Raw genomic sequence first — 15812 nt, 5'->3', positions numbered from 1 at the left:
ACTTAATGGGCGCGGCCGGAGGAAGCCTGCCCGCCTACCGCGGAATCCGCCTGGTCGTGTCCCTGGAAACTGGCGCGGTGGGCGGCGGGGCTGGTGCCGAGGATGCGGTGGAAGTGGTGACGCAGGCTGACCGCCGTGCCGAAGCCGGTGTCGGTGGCGATGCGTTCCACGGAGTCGGCGGTGGATTCCAGCAGCAGCCGCGCGCGGTCGGCGCGTTGCAGCAGCAGCCACTGCTGCGGGCTGCTACCGGTGCGATCGCGGAAGCGGCGGGTGAAGGTGCGCCGCGACATCAGCGCGACCCGGGCCCAGCTGTCCAGGTCGATCGGGTCGCTCAGGTGTGTTCGCGCCCAGACCATGGCCCGCTCGATCGGGTCGTCCTCGGCGGCCTCGGGTACCGCGACCGGAATGTACTGCGCCTGTGAGCCGCTGCGGTGCGGGGCGGTGACCAGCACTCGGGCGAGCTCGGCGGCCGCTTTGCTGCCCAGATCGCATCGGACCAGGTGCAGGCAGCAGTCGAGGGCGGCGGCCACGCCCGCGGAGGTGACGATGTCGCCCAGATCCGACCAGAGGGTGTCGGCACGGACTCGGACCGCGGGGAACGCGCGGGCCAGTTCGGCGGCGGCGGCCCAGTGCGTGGTGACTTCGCGTCCGTCGGCCAAGCCGCTGGCGGCCACCGCCCAGGAGCCGAGGCACAGGCCGACGATCCTCGCGCCGCCCGCGTGTGCGGTGTGCAGCGCGGAGCGCAGCTCGGTGGACAGCGGCATGCCGGGCAGCCAGCTCGGAATCACGACCGTCTCGGCACGGGTGAGCGTATCGAGTCCGTTCCGCACATCGATGTCGAAACCTGCTGGAGTCCGCAAGATGCCGGGGCGTTCCGCGCACACGTCCACCTGGTAGGGAGCGGGGCTGCCCGTCCCTACTCGTCCGAAGACGAGGGAGGGCACGGACAGGTGGAAGGGGCTGATTCCGTCGAAGGCGACGACGGCCACGGTACGCATGGCCTGATATTAGCGATAGGCGACTCGTGGGCCACTGTTGGTGTGCGTTCCGGCTGGACAAGCTCAACGGCATGAGCAAGCAAGCCGTCACCACAGCCTCCATTCCGCCCAACCGAGCCGAGCGCCAGGTAAGCGCGGTCAGCAGCGACACGATCGAGCGCACCGCGTTCGAAGTTCTGCACGTCGGCGGCCCCACACTGCGGTTCCGCTACGCGGGCAGCACCTGGCTGACCGACCCCACGTTCGACGAGCCGGCCGACTACCCGGGGCGCGTCACACTGCACAAACTGATCGGGCCCGCGGTGTCACCGCAGGAGGTCGGCCCGGTGGACGTCGTGCTGCTCTCGCACGACGAACACGCCGACAACCTGGACGCCAGCGGCCGGGAATTCCTGACCACCGTGCCGACCGTGCTGTCCACTCCCGGCGCCGCGACCCGGATCGACGGTGTGCGCGGACTCGAGAACTGGGAGACCGTCACGGTCCAAGGGGTCCAGGTGACCGGTGTGCCCGCCTTGCACGGCCCCGAGGGATGCGAGCCGATCACCGGAATCGTCACCGGCTTCGTGCTACGCGCCGACGGGGAGCCCACGGTGTACGTCTCCGGCGACAACGCCTCCGTCCGGGTGGTGGAGCGGATCGCCGAGCGGATCGGCCGCATCGATATCGCCGTGCTCAACGTCGGCGCCGCGAACATCGGTCTCTTCGGCGACGCCGACGCCACCCTGAACGCACGCACCGCCCTGCTGGCCGCCCAGGTGCTCGGCGATGCTCTGATCGTGCCGGTGCACGGCGAAGGTTGGGCGCACTTCAGCGAGACGCTCGACCATCTTTCCCGTGTTTTCGGCTATGCCGGTCGCGCTGACCAGCTGCGTATTCCCCCCTTGGGCCGGGTCTCCGGCATCTGAGTGCGGGCGGTCGCCCCAGCTGGGCAACGTGCCGAGAAAGTCGCAGGAAAAACCGGACCGGGTGGTCGCCGTGCGCGATCGGCGCGTCGGTCGTGGCGCGGGCCCGGCGCCGGGGCCACGATGGCGGTATGAGGATCGGAGTACCGCGGGAGGTCAAGGAGCAAGAATTCCGGGTGGCGCTGACTCCGGCGGGCACCGGGGAACTGACCGGACACCGACACGAGGTGCTGGTGCAGGCGGGCGCGGGCATCGGCTCGGGTTTCCCCGATGCCGACTATGCCGAGGCCGGGGCGCGGCTGGTCGCGGACGCCGACGAGGTGTGGTGGGACGCCGAATTGGTGTTGAAAGTGAAGGAGCCGATCGCCGAGGAGTATCCGCGAATGCGTCGCGGGCAGGTGTTGTTCACTTTCCTGCACTTGGCCGCATCACGTGAGTGCACCGACGCCGTACTGCGTTCCGGGATCACCGCCGTCGCCTACGAGATGGTGCGCGCCGCCGATGGGTCGCTGCCGCTGCTGGCCCCGATGAGCGAGATCGCGGGCAAACTCGGCACGCAGGTCGGCGCATACCACCTGATGGCCCCGCTCGGCGGCGCCGGACTGCTGCCCGGCGGCGTTCCCGGAGTGCGCCCGGCGGAGGTGGTCGTGCTCGGCGGCGGCGTCGCGGGCTCGAACGCGGCCACGGTCGCCGTCGGGATGGGTGCGCGGGTGAGCGTGCTGGACACCAATCTGCAGCGGCTGCGCGACCTCGACGCCCGCTTCGGCGGCCGGGTCACCACCATCGCGTCGAACGCCGCGGAGATCCGGCGCGCAGTGTTGTCGGCCGACTTGGTGATCGGCGCGGTGCTGGTCCCCGGCGCGCGTGCGCCGAAACTGGTCTCGGAGGACCTCGTCGCGGGCATGCGCCCCGGCGCGGTGCTGGTGGACATTTCCATCGACCAGGGTGGCTGCTTCGCCGCCTCACGCCCGACGACCCACGCGAATCCGACCTTCCGGGTGGCGGACTCGCTGTTCTATTGCGTCGCCAACATGCCAGGCGCGGTGCCGCACACCTCGACGATCGCGCTCACCAACGCCACACTGCCGTACGCGCGCGCGATCGCCGATCTCGGCTGGAAGGATGCGTGCTCCGCCAACCCCGACCTCGCTCACGGGCTCACCGCGGACGCGGGACGGTTGCTGTCGGTCGAAGTCGCGGCCGCGCATGGGTATTCACGTCCGCTCGGCGTCGCGGGTTGACCGGCGACGAGCGTGGCACGCCGGGGTCGCCGCCGGAACGGGGTTTGTATCTCTCCGTCGGCTGACGGGCCGGAAGGAGACGTGGCCGGTAGCCGACCTTGCCTCGCGGACGCCGGTCCGTCGAGGTCGGCACCACGGGTTTCGCCGCCGGGCGGCTATTACTGATCCCGGCCTTCGCCCAGGTACCAGTCGGGCTGACCGGTGGCGGGCAGGTCGCGCAGTTTGTCCGGGTTGCGGACCACATCGATCGCGACGATGCGGCCGTCGTCGACGGTGAAGGAGAAGACGCCGGTGTGCGTGCCGTCGAACACCACGAGGCCGGGCTGGCTGTTGACCAGAACCGCGCGCCCCCAGGCGCCCGTGGCGGATGGCGCGTGGTACCAGCCGAGCAGGAGCTTGGCCACGAGTTCGGCGCCGTGGACGGGCTGCCGGATCGCGGGCACCTTGCCGCCGCCGTCGGCGGTGAGGCTCACGTTGGCGTCGAGTACGCCGAGCAGGGCGCCGAGATCGCCGGAACGCCAGGCCAGCGCGAAGGCCGACACAACCTTTTTCTGCTCGTCCGGTGACGCCGGGAAGCGTGGGGTGCCGTCCTCGACTCGTTTGCGGGCTCGGGAGGCGAGCTGCCGCACCGCGGCCGGGGTGCGGCCGACCACCTCGGCGACTTCCGGGCCGCTCATGCCGAAGACGTCTTGCAGGACGAACGCGGTGCGCTCGGCGGGAGAAAGGGATTCGAGAACGACCAGTAGCGCGGTGGTGACCCGCTCGTCCTGGGTGATCCGGTCGGCCGGGTCGTCCCAGGTGGTGACCTCCGGCTCCGGCAGCCATTCGCCCACGTACTGTTCGCGGCGCACGCGGGCGGAGCCGAGGTGGTCGAGCGCGAGCCGGCCGGTCGCGGTGGACAGCCAGGCGAGCAGGTTGTCGATCTCGCCCGCAGTACCAGCCTCGTACTGGCGCTGCAACCGCAGCCACGCCTCCTGCACCACATCGTCGGCGTCGGTGAGGCTGCCCAGCGTGCTGTAGGCGAGTCGGCGCAGATACGGCCGGTGCTCCTCGAACCGCCGGGCCAGCTCGGCCTGGTCGAGGGGCTCAGGGGAAGGCTGCTCGGAAGTCACTGCTGTTCGCCGTTCGTCGTTGGCCCCGCGGGGGCGAGTCTATGGATGCGTCACCGGTTCGACGACGCAGGGGCACAGAGTGTGACACGTGGGTGACGGCATGGTGTGCGGGTAGGTCGGCGAGCCCACCCGATACTCTCGCCGGGTGCAAAAGGGGACTTCCACCGCAGCCGGGCTGCTGCTCGGATTCGCGCTCGATCGGGTGTTCGGCGATCCCAGGCGGTGGCATCCGGTGGCCGGATTCGGTGCGGCGTCCGCCGCTCTGGAAGGGGTGACCTACGCCGACCGGCGTGTGGCCGGACTGGTGCACGAGGCGCTCGCGGTCGGCGCGGTGGTCGGGTTCGGCGCGGCGGCGCGGCGCGGCGGGGTAGTCGCGACGGCGGTCGCGACCTGGACCGTCCTCGGCGGTCGCAGCCTCGCGGGCGCCGGCCGAGCGATGGCCGATCGGCTGGCGGCCGGCGATCTGGATGGCGCTCGCGCGTTGCTGCCCGGACTGTGCGGTCGCGACCCGGACGTGCTGGACGCGGACGGCCTCGCGCGTGCCGCGCTGGAGTCCATCGCCGAGAACACGTCGGACGCGGCCGTCGCTCCGGTGGTCTGGGGTGCCGTGGCCGGTGTGCCGGGTTTGCTGGGATATCGCGCGATCAACACCCTCGACGCGATGGTCGGCTATCGCAACGAACGCTACCGGCGGTTCGGCTGGGCCGCCGCGCGCACCGACGACGTGGCCAATCTGCTCCCGGCGCGGCTCACCGGCCTGCTCACGGCAGCGCTCGCACCGGTGGTCGGCGGTCACCCCGCGGCGGCGCTGCGGGCCTGGCGCCGCGACGCGGCAGGGCATCCCAGCCCCAACGCCGGAGTCGTCGAGGCGTCGATGGCAGGCGCACTCGGCGTCCGGTTGGGTGGTCGCACGCAGTATCCGCACGGTGTCGAACTGCGTCCGCTACTCGGCGAAGGCCCCGCCCCCACCGTCGCTGACCTGCGCCGAGCCGTCCGCCTCTCCGAAGTGGTGCAGCTGGCCGCCACCGTCTTCGCCGCCGCGGTCGCCGTCGCCGAGCGCTGACCCGTGTACTTCTCGCCGGGTCATCCGGGCGTGCTGATCCCGCAAAGCTCCGCCCCCGGACGATCGCGATCCCGCAAGCCTACGACCAGTCGGCCGGCCCGATTACCGCGTCAGCTCGGGCGGCATCAGGCAGCGCACAGCCGAAAGGGACTGCGCCGCTGGGCAGAGCCGCCCGCTGATCGTGCACCGGATTTCGTTTCGGGGCAGAGTATCTGCGTTCGGCGGCACAGTAGGTGTATTCGAATGAAGTGACGAACCTCCGCGGTCGACACTGATCCGGCAAGCACACGATTTCCGGAACAACCGATCGACCGAGGAGGCATCGTGACCGTTACGGCCATCCAGTTACCGGGGCTGCCCGAGGACTCCGGAAAGCCTTGTGGTGGTGGTTGATTCATGACCGTCCTGGCTTTGGAGATCGGTGCGGCGGGATTCGCCGCAAGCCGGGTGGCCGCTGGCATCGGCACGCTGGACATTCAGCGGATACCGGTACCGGCGGATGGGGTGTGGGACGCCTGCCGAGATCTCCTCCTCGATGTCGCCGGAGACGATGAGATCACCGCGGTCGGCATCGCCTGTCCGAGTCCGATCGACAAGTCGGCCGGGGTGGTCGCTCCCGCCGGAATCACCCAGTGGCGTGCCGGCTTCGGCATCGTGGCGGCGGTGCGCAGACTGTTCCCGGTCGCCATCGTCCGGATGGCATCCGATGGCCTGTGCCTCACGCTCGCGGAACGAAGCATCGGCTCTGCCGCGGGAGCCGAGGCGATCTTGACCGGTGCCGGCATCCTCGCCTTGATCGCGGAGGAACGGGCAATCCGCGGCACACCACTCGGCCACGGCGATGAACGTGCACACAGGCACCTTCGCACTCGAGACGACTACCGACCGGCACAGCGGATGGTGTGCGTTCGCCGCCGGCCGCGGTGAGCGCAGTCCCCCTTCGATGGCGGCCGGGCCGGCACAAGGGATGCGCGAACCAACCCGGACTTCGGCACGACGGCGTCAAAATTTCGTTGTGAGGCAACGAATCACGGTTCCGGCGTTCCGGTGCGCAACCGCGACCGACACTGGTCGGGCACGCGCCGACACGGTCGCGTATGACCGACCGCACCCTGGGAGACACTATGACCGAGCCCGTCATTCAGCTGCCGACCGCCGGCGAGCCGGTATTCGATACGTTCGATCGAATCTGCCGACGCGGTCCGGTCGTTCCGATCGAACTGCCCGGCAACGTTTCGGCCTGGATCGCGGTGAGCTACCAGGCGGTGAGCGAGATCCTCGCCGCTGACGGCACAGTGTTCAGCAAGGACGCGCGCAACTGCCCGGCACTGCACGACGGCACGATTCCGGCGGATTGGCCGATGCGCGCCTTCACCGACATCGAGCACATGCTGAATATGGACGGTGCCGACCATCGAAGGCTGCGCAAGACGATCGGCCAGGCATTCAGCCCGGGGCGGGTCGCCGCACTCGAGCCCCGGATCCGGCGCATCATCACCGAACTCATCGACGCCATTGCAGACCCCACCGGCGAGGTCGACCTCGTCGAAGAGGTCACCATGCCGTTTCCCGTGCGGGTGATCTGCGAGCTGTTCGGGGTGCCGATATCGGATCAACGGCAATTCCGGAGCTGGGCTGCCACGATCATGTCGCATCTGAGTACCGGCGATCAGATTCAGGCGGCGATGGGCGCCCTGATCGGCTACCTCACAGAATTGCTGAACAGCAAACGCCATCGTCCCGGTGACGACCTCACCTCCGCCTTGCTGCACGCCAATGCCGACGACGGTTTGGCCGACAAGGAGCTGGTCGACATGCTGTGGCTGGTGCTGATGGCCGGTCATGAAACCACGGTGCATCTGCTCGGCAATGCGGTGGTGACACTGTGCACCCATCCCGAGCAGCTGGCCAAGGCCCGCACCGAGGACCGGTGGGCGGATGTCGTGGAGGAGATGCTGCGCTTCCGCTCCCCGGCGGGCAATATGTTCAACCGCTACGCGCTCCGGGACGTCACCATCGCCGGCGTCGATATTCCCGCTGGGGCCATCGTGGGATGGTATGGCGGCGTCGGGCGGGATCCTGATCATTACCCGGGCGCCGATGCGTTCGACATAGACCACGACTTCCGAGACCAACTGGCTTTCGGCCGGGGACCGCATTTCTGTCTCGGTGCGCATCTGGCCAGACTGGAAGCCCGCATAGCGTTGTCGGCGTTGTTCAACCGGTTTCCGCGATTGCGCCTGACCTGCGACCCCGCCGTGATTCCCTACAGTCCGCAATTCATCACCTGCGGGCCGCTCACCCTGCCGGTGCTCCTCGGCTCCAGCGCATAGCGCGGGACGGCGGCGCCGATCCAGTTTCATCGAGGTGTCATTGTGAGGTATTCCGAACTGAGCGTGGACGATGCCGAGGAGTGGACCGCGCTCAGCGACAGCTTCATCCCGATGGGGCACAGATACCGTGCTCCGCACACGTGGTGGGCCCATCTGACCGCTCAGGACACCGCCGCGCACACCCTGCTGCGGACGGAGCAGTGTGGAGACAAGGTGGCCGCTCGGACGCTGTCGCACACCCGCCGCGGTCCCGACGACTTCCATTGGTTGGTGTTCCCGCAGCGGGGTGTGTTCACCGCTGTCGAGAACGACACGTCGATCCGGCTCCCGCCCGGTCGCGCGTTGCTGATGAGACTGGACCGGACGTGGCGGCTGCATATGCCTGCCTCGGTGGCGTATGCGTTTCGGGTACCGCGCGTGGAGATCGACTGCAGGCTGCCACCCGGGGGGCCACCGTCGACGGCGCTGGACATGCGATCCGGCCTGGGCCGGGTGGTGCAGACCATGATCCGCGCCACCCATGCCGAGCAAGCCGATCTCTCCGGCCGCGAGTTCGACGCCGTCTGTGATCGAATCGGTGAGCTGCTCTGCATGATGTGGATCGGGGATGTGCGTCCGCAGCAAGGCCATCTGGCCGAAGTGGCCGATTCCGTCCGCCAGTATGTGCGGCAGCACATCGGTGCCGGGGACCTGCGGTTGCCCGCCGTGGCAGCGGCTCTCGGGTGGTCACCCCGGCAACTGCGTTTCGCCCTGCAGCAGTCGGGCACCACGTATCGGGAGGTCCGACAGGAGGCGGCCCTGCGTGCCGCACGCGATCTGCTCGCCGGGCCCGGACACGCCGCGACCATCGGCGAGGTGGCGGCATACTCCGGCTTCACCGAGAGCTGGTTCTCCACCGCATTCAAAGCGCGGTACGGCGAGACACCCCGCGAGTTCCGGCAACGCAGGCTGAGCGAACCGGCCAGCGGATCCGCATGGTCCGAGCGGGTCGCGACCGCGATAGACGCGGCCCTGGCCGACGACACGATTTCACTGGTATCCGTCGCGCGCCGCTTGGCCGTGGGACCGCGGACACTGCAACGGCGGCTGGCCGAGGAAGGTACTACTTGGCGCCGAGAGCTGGACTCCGCGCGCCGACGGCAGCTTTACGATGCGACGGCACAGGATCGCTGATGTTCGTCGCGCTCTGCGGTTGACGCCAAGCGGCTCTTGGGTGCGCGCGCTCGCGCGGTTGGGGCAGTCCGGGATCAGCTGCGGCCGCGGCCGTAGCGGTCGGCGAGGCGGGCCTCGGTGGTAGGCGCGGCAGGCGCGGTGGACTGATTCGCAGAGGTCGATCCAGCCAGAGTCGCTTCGGCGGGAGTTGTCGCGGCGGACCTCTTTTCCTTCCTCCGCTCCCGGATCTCGGCGTAGATGAAATAGCCCAGTCCGAGTGGAGCCATGATGCCGAAGGCCAGCCATTGCAGGCCGTAGGACAGATAGGGGCCCGCGTCGAGTTGGGGGAGGGGGGTCGGGGTGAAGGCGCCGGGCTGGTTCTCGCTCAGCTGCAAGTAGCCGCCGCGTTCGCCGGTCGGCAGCGGCGTGAGTGGCTGGTGCAGCACAGCGGATTCCTGGGTGGTGTCGATGGAATACACCTGGCGGTAGCCGTCCTGGATGCTCGGGTCCTTGCCGGGCGTGACCCCTTCGGACATCCGGATCCGCGCTTCGATCCGCTGCGGTCCGGCGGGCGGGTCCGGGATCGAAGGCGGGCGGGTCCCGTCCACGGCGGATACCAGCCCGCGATCGACGAGCAGTACGCGTCCGTCCGCCAGCCGGAAGGTCGCCAGCACCGCGTAGCCGGGAGCGCCGTCGAGGTGGCGCAGCCGGACCAGCACGGTCGAGTCCGGCACGTAGCTACCGGAGGCGGTCACGCGTCGCCACTCGGTGGCGGCATCCGTATCGGAGAGCACCGCGGTGAGGTCAACGGGGTCGGCCTTCACCGAGTCGGCGATCAGCTGATTGCGGTGCGAGGTGGCCGTGTTCTTGCCGAGCTGCCACGGCGCGAGCACGGTGAAGCACAGGTAGGCGAAGGCGGCGACCAGCACGGCCAGGATCAGCCAGCTGGGGCGGAGCAGGAACGCGAGCCTGCGCATCAGGCTCGTCCGTCTGGGGCAGGTAGCAGGTCGGGTGGCTCGGCGGTGCCCAGCTCGGCGCGGACCCAGTCGAGCAGGCCGGGGACGGCTGCCTCGATCTGGTCGCGCACGAGTTCGAAGTCCGCCGCGTCGCCGTAGTACGGGTCGGCGACGTCCTGGCCGTTGGCGGTGGGATCGAAGGTGCGCAGCAACCGCAGCCGCTGCGGCGGGACGCCGAGGCGGGCGAGTTCCCGCTGGTGTGAGCGATCCAGCGCGACCACGAGATCGGCGTCGAGGTGCTCGGCGCCGAACGCGGTGGCCACGTGGCCGGTCGGATAGCCGAACTTGCGCAGCGTTGCCGAGGTCCGCGGATCCGCGTCGTCACCGACGTGCCAAGACCCGGTGCCCGCGCTGCTCACCCGCACCCGATTGGCCAGTCCGGCCCGATACAAATGCACCGCGAAGATCTTTTCCGCCATCGGAGAACGGCAGATGTTGCCGGTACAGACAAACGAGACGTGCAGCTGACCCACGACTGCCATTCTGGCCGGTGCCGCTACGGGTTCGCCACGTAGGGTGTGGTCTCGTGCCCGAGGACCGCGTCGATCGCGTGAAACTGCGCCACCACGGCGACGTGGACGCGCGCCCGGGCATGCTCGATTTCGCGGTGAATGTCCAGGGTGTCGCCCCGCCGGAGTGGCTGCGGCAGCGCTTGGCGGTGCGGCTGTCCGACCTGGGCCGTTACCCGAGCGCCGAGGACGCCGATGCCGCTCGCCGTGCGGTCGCGGCCCGGCACCGCCGAACTCCTGGCGAGGTGCTGCTGCTCGCGGGCGCGGCCGAGGGGTTCGCGATGCTGCCCCGCCTCGCGCCGCGTCTGGCCGCGGTGGTGCATCCGTCGTTCACCGAGCCCGAACTCGCGCTGCGCGAGGCGGGTGTCCCGGTGGCCAGGGTGGTTCTGGAGCCCCCCTACCTGCTCGATCCCGCCGCGGTGCCCGTCGGCGCCGACCTGGTGGTGCTCGGCAACCCCACGAACCCGACCTCGGTACTGCACCCGGCCGACGCCATTCGTGCCCTGCGCAGGCCGGGCCGCACCATCGTCGTCGACGAAGCCTTCGCCGACGCCGTGCCGGGCGAGCTCGAGTCCGTCGCCGCCGACCCCGCACCGGATCTGCTCGTGCTCCGCAGCCTGACCAAGACGTGGGCGCTGGCGGGCTTGCGCTGCGGATACTTTCTCGGCGCACCTGCTCTCCTGGCCCGCCTCGACCACGGGCGCGCCCACTGGCCGCTGGGCACCTTGCAGTTGGAGGCGATCACGGCGACCGCGAGCCCCGCGGCCGTGGCCGAGGCCGACCGCCGCGCCGCGACCCTGGCCCTGGCGCGTACCGCGATGATCGAACGGCTGACCGGCCTCGGCGTGCACGTCCATATCCCGGCCGACGGCCCGTTCCTGCTGCTGCGCGTCGCGGACGGTGAACTGCTCCGCAAACACCTGGCCGAACAGGGGATCGCGGTTCGCCGTGCCGACACCTTCCCTGGTCTCGGCCCGGACCACCTGCGCGTCGCGGTGCGGGGCGCCGGCGAAGTCGACCGGCTGGTCGCCGCGATTCGATCGGCAGGTGTGTGATCAGCCCGCCGTGTCGGCCGCGTGGGCGTCTCGGCGGTGCGGACGCTATGTAATGCCGGTACGGGTGGACGATTCCTCCCGGAAGGAAATCGACTGTCGTAGGGCAGGACCGAAGCGAAGGAAGGTGGACGATGACGACGCTGGCGGATCTCATCGCGGTGCTCGACGCGGCGTACCCGCCCGCGCTGGCCGAGTCGTGGGACTCGGTCGGCCTGGTCTGCGGCGATCCGGCCGAGGAGCTGACCCGCGTGCTGTTCGCGGTCGACGCCACCGCGGCGGTCGTCGACGAGGCGATCGACTGGCGCGCCCATGCCTTGGTGGTGCACCATCCGCTGCTGCTGCGCGGCGTCGACACCGTCGCGGCGAACACGCCGAAAGGCGCGCTGCTGCACCGGCTCATCCGCTCCGGTTGCGCCCTGTTCACCGCACACACCAACGCCGACTCCGCCGAACCCGGCGTCTCCGACGCGCTCGCCGCGGCACTCGGGCTCACCGTGACCGGCCCGCTGGACGCGAAACCCGAGTCCGCCGTGGACAACTGGGTGGTCCGAGTACCCCGCACACATACCGATGCCGTGCTTGCCGCCCTTTTCGCCGCAGGAGCGGGCGGTGTCGGGGACTATCGCGACTGCGCGCTGCGGGTACCTGGGACGGGGCAGTTCCGTCCGCTGGCCGAGGCGGGTCCGGCGGACGGTGCGCTCGGCGAGCTCCAGCGCGTCGAGGAGGACCGCGTCGAGGTGGTCGCCCCGCCCACGGCGCGCTCGGCGGTGCTCGCCGCGCTGCTCGCCGCCCATCCGTACGAGCACCCGGCCTACCACATCAGCGAACGGGCCCCGCTGCCCTCGTCGCTCGGTATCGGCCGGATCGGCACCCTGCCGGAACCGGAGTCGTTGCGCGCCTTCACCGATCGCGTGGCGAGCGCGCTCCCGCCCACCGCCTGGGGCGTGCGCGCCGCGGGCGATCCGGACCGCACCATCTGCACCGTCGCGGTGTGCGGCGGGGCGGGCGACTCCTACCTGAACGCGGCCACCCGCCTCGGCGTCGATGCCTACGTCACCGCCGACCTGCGCCACCACCCGGTCGACGAACATCTGCGCAAGGGCGGCCCCGCGCTGGTCGACGCCGCGCACTGGGCGACCGAATTCCCTTGGTGCGCACAGGCGCAATCCCTGGTCCGGACCGCGCTGCCCGATCTAGAGACGAGGGTATCCACGCTGCGCACCGACCCGTGGACGGTGGGCGCGTCCGCCTGACCGGCGGCGCGAGCGATGGTCCGAGTCGCGGCCGGGGGCAGGGGCAAGCTCGCGGGAGCGACGATCCCCGAGGCGGTGGTTCGCATAGTCACGGAGGGCCCGGCGAGCAGGGTGGCGCGGGTTCGGCGTCGGCGTGTCCAATGCCATTGTCCTGACGACGAAGTGGCAACGGTTCCAGCGTGTCGGGGCGTGTCGGCGCCGAGCTGGAACGGGGTGGGCGGTTTGGGTGAATCGAGCCGTTTGCCGGGGTAGAACTACTTCATGAGCTTCCCGGTTGATTTCGGGCTGGTGCAGATCGGCCTGATCCTGCTGCTGTTGGTCGGTGTCGCGCTGATCGTTTCCGGTCTGATCGCGGCCCGCCGGGTCGGGATGCGGGCGCTGCTCGCGCGTGGGGCAGGCGGGCTCGCGTTGCTGCTGGTCGCGGCGGTGCTGCTATGGGTCGCGACCCTGCTGCAGACGTATCTGGGACTCACCGGGGAGATCAAGGCGGCGCATGTGGTGGCCAAGCCGGTGGCGGGGCAGGAGCACCAGCTCGACGTCGACCTCACCCTGTACGGCGACGACGACCACGCCGAACAGCGCAGCACCTACCGGGTCGAGGGCGACATGTGGGTGCTGCAAGCGGGCATCGTCGAGCTGGAGCCCTGGGTGAACGCCCTGGGTTTCCACTCCGGCTACCGGATCAGCCGCCTGTACGGCCAGCGCCTCGACGGCGTCGCCACCACGCAGAACCAGATCTTTCTCGGCGGCGGCGACCAGGACTTCTTCGCCGACATGCGCGCGGGCCGCTGGTGGACCCAGCCGTTCGTGCGCTCCGCCTACGGCAACGCGGTGATCGCGGTGCCCGGCGAATACGACGTCTACATCTCCCGGGACGCGATCAAGACCCGCACCGTCGGGGGCTAGCGGCTGCTCGATGGACTTCCTCCGGCTACGCCCATTACACGGGGCGGCCGCCGCGGCGCGGTACGGTTGAGCACCAGTCCCGTCCACCCATCCAGGAGTTTGTCCGCGTTGAATGTCGAACCCACGATCCAGGCCGAGCTGCTCCGGCTCGCCGCCGTCGACGCCGAGCTGACCCGGATCGCGCATCGCCGCACCGTGCTGCCCGAGCAGCAGGAGGTCGCCCGGCTGGAGGCCGAGCGCAACGCCCACTCCGACGCGGCGGTGGCCGTGCAGATCGTGCTGGACGACCTCGACCGCGATATCCGCAAGCTGGAGGGCGAGGTCGAGGCGGTGCGCAAGCGCGAGGACCGGGACAAAGGAATGCTCACCGCGGGAACGGTGAACGCCAAGCAGCTTTCGGAGCTCCAGCACGAGCTGGGCAGCCTGGAGCGCCGCCGTTCGGTGCTGGAGGACGAACTGCTCGAGGTGATGGAACGGCGCGAGGCCTCCGCCGCCGACTACGAGCACGCGGGCGCCCGGCTGAGCAAGACCGAGGCGGATCTGGCCGACGCGCGGCGGCAGCGCGACGAGGCGCTGGCGGATCTGGATGTGGCGCAGGGCCGCTGCGACACCGATCGCGCTGGTCTGGTCGGGAAGCTGCCCGCCGAATTGCTCGCGATCTACGACCGTCAGCGCGCGCAGCACGGTGTGGGCGCCGCGCTGTTGCAGGCCCGCCGCTGCGGCGCGTGCCGCATCGAACTCGACCGCGGCGAGATCGCCCGGATCGCCAAGACCGCCCCCGATGTGGTGGTGCGCTGCCCGGAGTGCGGGGCGATCCTGGTCCGGACCAAGGAATCGGGGCTGTGAAGCCGGGTGCCGAGCGGGCACGGCGATGACCTACCCCGAGGTGATCGTCGAGGCCGACGGCGGCTCTCGCGGCAATCCCGGTCCGGCCGGGTACGGCGCCGTGGTCTACGACGCCGATCACGCCCACGTGCTCGCCGAACGCCGGGAGTTCCTCGGCACCGCCACCAACAACGTCGCCGAATACCGCGGCCTGATCGCCGGATTGGAGGCGGCGGCGGAACTCGGCGCCGAAACCGTGGACGTGCGGATGGATTCCAAGCTGGTCGTCGAACAGATGACCGGCCGCTGGAAAGTCAAGCACGCGGCCATGATTCCGCTCGCCGACCGGGCGCGCAGGCTGGCCGCCGGGTTCGCGCGGGTGCGTTTCACCTGGATTCCCCGCGCTCAGAACGCCCACGCCGACCGGCTGGCGAACCAGGCCATGGACGACGCCACCCTGGTCGGCGAGGTCCGCGCGACGCCGGAGTCCGCGCGGTCGACCGAGGCCGCCGACCCAGCCCTCGCGGTCACCGAGCGCGATCTGCCGAGCTGGATCGACGAAGCCAGGCAGGCGGCCGCGCAGCCCGAGCCGGTGCGGCAGGGCCCCGGCTGGACCCGGGCCATCGGCCGTCCCACCCGGCTGTTGCTGCTGCGCCACGGCCAGACCGAGCTGTCGCTGGAGCGCCGCTATTCCGGTCGCGGCAATCCGCCGCTCACCGCGCTCGGCCGGGAACAGGCCGCACGGGCCGCGAAAATGCTGGCCGTCAGAGGTGGTATCGCCGCCGTGGTCAGCTCACCACTCGGCCGGGCCAGGGAGACCGCGGAGGCCGCGGCGACCGCCCTCGGTGTGCCTGCCGAGATACACGACGGTCTGATCGAGACCGATTTCGGCGCGTGGGAGGGCCTGACCTTCGCCGAGGCCGCGCAGCGCGACCCCGATCTGCACGCCCGCTGGATCGGCGACCCGGCCACCGCCGCGCCCGGCGGGGAAAGCTTCGATCAGGTCCGGGAACGAGTGGCCGCGGCCCGTCGTGATCTGATCGAACGGTATCCCGGTGCGAACGTGGTTGTGGTCAGCCACGTCACCCCGATCAAGACGCTGCTGCAACTGGCGCTCGATGCCGGGCCGTCGCTGCTGTACCGGTTGCACTTGGATCTGGCGTCGCTATCCATAGCGGAGTTCTATTCCGATGGCGGATCATCGGTGCGTCTGGTGAACGACACGTCCTATCTCTGAGGACGCCGCCACCCCTGGAACGAGGGCGAACGCGGTGCGCGAAGGGCGAATTATGCCCTATTGCAACATGTTTGCGTTTCACATTCGCGCGATGCGGTGAATCTCACTTCGACTCGGCCTTGCGCGCCGAGTAGCGGTAGGCTTCCGGACGGTCAGGCACAGGCGTCCTACCCTGCCAGCCTGGTCGGGGCCGACGCTGTTGTGTGC

General features: G+C 70.1%; 15 protein-coding genes. 11 read left to right on the top strand and 4 right to left on the bottom strand.

The annotated features are described in order from the left end of the window. Window positions 1–2: 2 nt before the first annotated feature. Complete coding sequence (locus tag AB0M45_RS22390; RefSeq protein ID WP_364332313.1) at window positions 3–998, bottom strand: helix-turn-helix domain-containing protein; 996 nt, start codon at window positions 996–998, stop codon at window positions 3–5. Between the two features lie 71 nt (window positions 999–1069). Here AB0M45_RS22390 and AB0M45_RS22385 point away from each other — a divergent pair, with 71 nt between their 5' ends. Further along, complete coding sequence (locus AB0M45_RS22385) at window positions 1070–1906, top strand: MBL fold metallo-hydrolase (protein ID WP_364332310.1); 837 nt, start codon at window positions 1070–1072, stop codon at window positions 1904–1906. 128 nt (window positions 1907–2034) lie between these two features. Continuing rightward, window positions 2035–3144, top strand: coding sequence for an alanine dehydrogenase (ald, locus tag AB0M45_RS22380; RefSeq protein ID WP_364332307.1), 1110 nt, complete (start codon window positions 2035–2037; stop codon window positions 3142–3144). Between the two features lie 158 nt (window positions 3145–3302). Here the strand turns inward: ald and sigJ are convergent, their stop codons facing one another. After that, window positions 3303–4256, bottom strand: a complete 954-nt coding sequence (sigJ, locus tag AB0M45_RS22375) for an RNA polymerase sigma factor SigJ (protein WP_364332304.1) — start codon at window positions 4254–4256, stop codon at window positions 3303–3305. Between the two features lie 145 nt (window positions 4257–4401). Here sigJ and AB0M45_RS22370 point away from each other — a divergent pair, with 145 nt between their 5' ends. The 4 genes from AB0M45_RS22370 to AB0M45_RS22355 all read left to right on the top strand — a co-directional run bounded on the left by AB0M45_RS22370 (window position 4402) and on the right by AB0M45_RS22355 (window position 8825). Beyond that, window positions 4402–5319 carry a cobalamin biosynthesis protein gene (locus tag AB0M45_RS22370; protein ID WP_364332300.1) on the top strand — a complete coding sequence of 306 codons (918 nt, stop codon included), beginning with the start codon at window positions 4402–4404 and terminating at the stop codon, window positions 5317–5319. Between the two features lie 396 nt (window positions 5320–5715). Next, window positions 5716–6246 (top strand): ROK family protein, encoded by a 531-nt coding sequence (locus AB0M45_RS22365; RefSeq protein ID WP_364332297.1) that lies wholly within the window; start codon window positions 5716–5718, stop codon window positions 6244–6246. A 197-nt stretch (window positions 6247–6443) separates the two neighbouring features. After that, window positions 6444–7652 (top strand): cytochrome P450, encoded by a 1209-nt coding sequence (locus AB0M45_RS22360; protein WP_364332294.1) that lies wholly within the window; start codon window positions 6444–6446, stop codon window positions 7650–7652. Window positions 7653–7694: 42 nt separating this feature from the next. Beyond that, the gene (locus AB0M45_RS22355; RefSeq protein WP_364332291.1) at window positions 7695–8825 is read left to right on the top strand and encodes an AraC family transcriptional regulator; all 1131 of its coding nucleotides are present in this window, start codon (window positions 7695–7697) and stop codon (window positions 8823–8825) included. A gap of 74 nt (window positions 8826–8899) precedes the next feature. Here AB0M45_RS22355 and AB0M45_RS22350 read toward each other — a convergent pair whose 3' ends face one another. Together AB0M45_RS22350 and AB0M45_RS22345 are read right to left on the bottom strand one after the other, a co-directional pair. After that, entirely contained in the window at window positions 8900–9781 is an 882-nt protein-coding gene (locus AB0M45_RS22350; RefSeq protein ID WP_364332289.1) for an SURF1 family protein, read from the bottom strand. Further along, entirely contained in the window at window positions 9781–10302 is a 522-nt protein-coding gene (locus AB0M45_RS22345) for a low molecular weight protein-tyrosine-phosphatase (protein WP_364332285.1), read from the bottom strand. The genes AB0M45_RS22350 and AB0M45_RS22345 overlap by 1 nt, the downstream gene beginning before the upstream one ends. 44 nt (window positions 10303–10346) lie before the next feature. Here AB0M45_RS22345 and cobC point away from each other — a divergent pair, with 44 nt between their 5' ends. The 5 genes from cobC (at window position 10347) to AB0M45_RS22320 (ending at window position 15605) form a co-directional block, all read left to right on the top strand. Beyond that, window positions 10347–11384, top strand: a complete 1038-nt coding sequence (cobC, locus tag AB0M45_RS22340; RefSeq protein WP_364332282.1) for an Rv2231c family pyridoxal phosphate-dependent protein CobC — start codon at window positions 10347–10349, stop codon at window positions 11382–11384. A gap of 131 nt (window positions 11385–11515) precedes the next feature. Continuing rightward, window positions 11516–12637, top strand: coding sequence for a Nif3-like dinuclear metal center hexameric protein (locus tag AB0M45_RS22335; protein WP_364332279.1), 1122 nt, complete (start codon window positions 11516–11518; stop codon window positions 12635–12637). 261 nt (window positions 12638–12898) lie between these two features. Then, window positions 12899–13543 (top strand): hypothetical protein, encoded by a 645-nt coding sequence (locus AB0M45_RS22330; protein WP_364332275.1) that lies wholly within the window; start codon window positions 12899–12901, stop codon window positions 13541–13543. A 108-nt stretch (window positions 13544–13651) separates the two neighbouring features. Then, the gene (locus AB0M45_RS22325) at window positions 13652–14389 is read left to right on the top strand and encodes a C4-type zinc ribbon domain-containing protein (protein WP_364332272.1); all 738 of its coding nucleotides are present in this window, start codon (window positions 13652–13654) and stop codon (window positions 14387–14389) included. Window positions 14390–14414: 25 nt separating this feature from the next. Further along, window positions 14415–15605: a bifunctional RNase H/acid phosphatase gene (locus AB0M45_RS22320; protein ID WP_364332269.1), complete on the top strand. Its 1191-nt coding sequence runs from the start codon at window positions 14415–14417 to the stop codon at window positions 15603–15605. Window positions 15606–15812 lie beyond the last annotated feature (207 nt).

Source organism: Nocardia sp. NPDC051787 (assembly GCF_040681325.1).
Taxonomy (GTDB): Bacteria; Actinomycetota; Actinomycetes; order Mycobacteriales; family Mycobacteriaceae; genus Nocardia.
The sequence above is the reverse complement of the archived record's forward strand: the minus strand, read 5'-3'. Positions and strand labels throughout refer to the sequence as shown.

Excerpts from the sequence above, each read along its gene's own strand:
- AB0M45_RS22335 (WP_364332279.1), top strand. The coding sequence starts at position 11,516 with ATGACGACGCTGGCGGATCTCATCGCGGTGCTCGACGCGGCGTACCCG.
- AB0M45_RS22360 (WP_364332294.1), top strand. The coding sequence starts at position 6,444 with ATGACCGAGCCCGTCATTCAGCTGCCGACCGCCGGCGAGCCGGTATTC.
- AB0M45_RS22350 (WP_364332289.1), bottom strand. The coding sequence starts at position 9,781 with ATGCGCAGGCTCGCGTTCCTGCTCCGCCCCAGCTGGCTGATCCTGGCC.
- AB0M45_RS22385 (WP_364332310.1), top strand. The coding sequence starts at position 1,070 with ATGAGCAAGCAAGCCGTCACCACAGCCTCCATTCCGCCCAACCGAGCC.
- AB0M45_RS22390 (WP_364332313.1), bottom strand. The coding sequence starts at position 998 with ATGCGTACCGTGGCCGTCGTCGCCTTCGACGGAATCAGCCCCTTCCAC.
- AB0M45_RS22320 (WP_364332269.1), top strand. The coding sequence starts at position 14,415 with ATGACCTACCCCGAGGTGATCGTCGAGGCCGACGGCGGCTCTCGCGGC.
- ald (WP_364332307.1), top strand. The coding sequence starts at position 2,035 with ATGAGGATCGGAGTACCGCGGGAGGTCAAGGAGCAAGAATTCCGGGTG.
- AB0M45_RS22330 (WP_364332275.1), top strand. The coding sequence starts at position 12,899 with ATGAGCTTCCCGGTTGATTTCGGGCTGGTGCAGATCGGCCTGATCCTG.
- AB0M45_RS22365 (WP_364332297.1), top strand. The coding sequence starts at position 5,716 with ATGACCGTCCTGGCTTTGGAGATCGGTGCGGCGGGATTCGCCGCAAGC.
- AB0M45_RS22345 (WP_364332285.1), bottom strand. The coding sequence starts at position 10,302 with ATGGCAGTCGTGGGTCAGCTGCACGTCTCGTTTGTCTGTACCGGCAAC.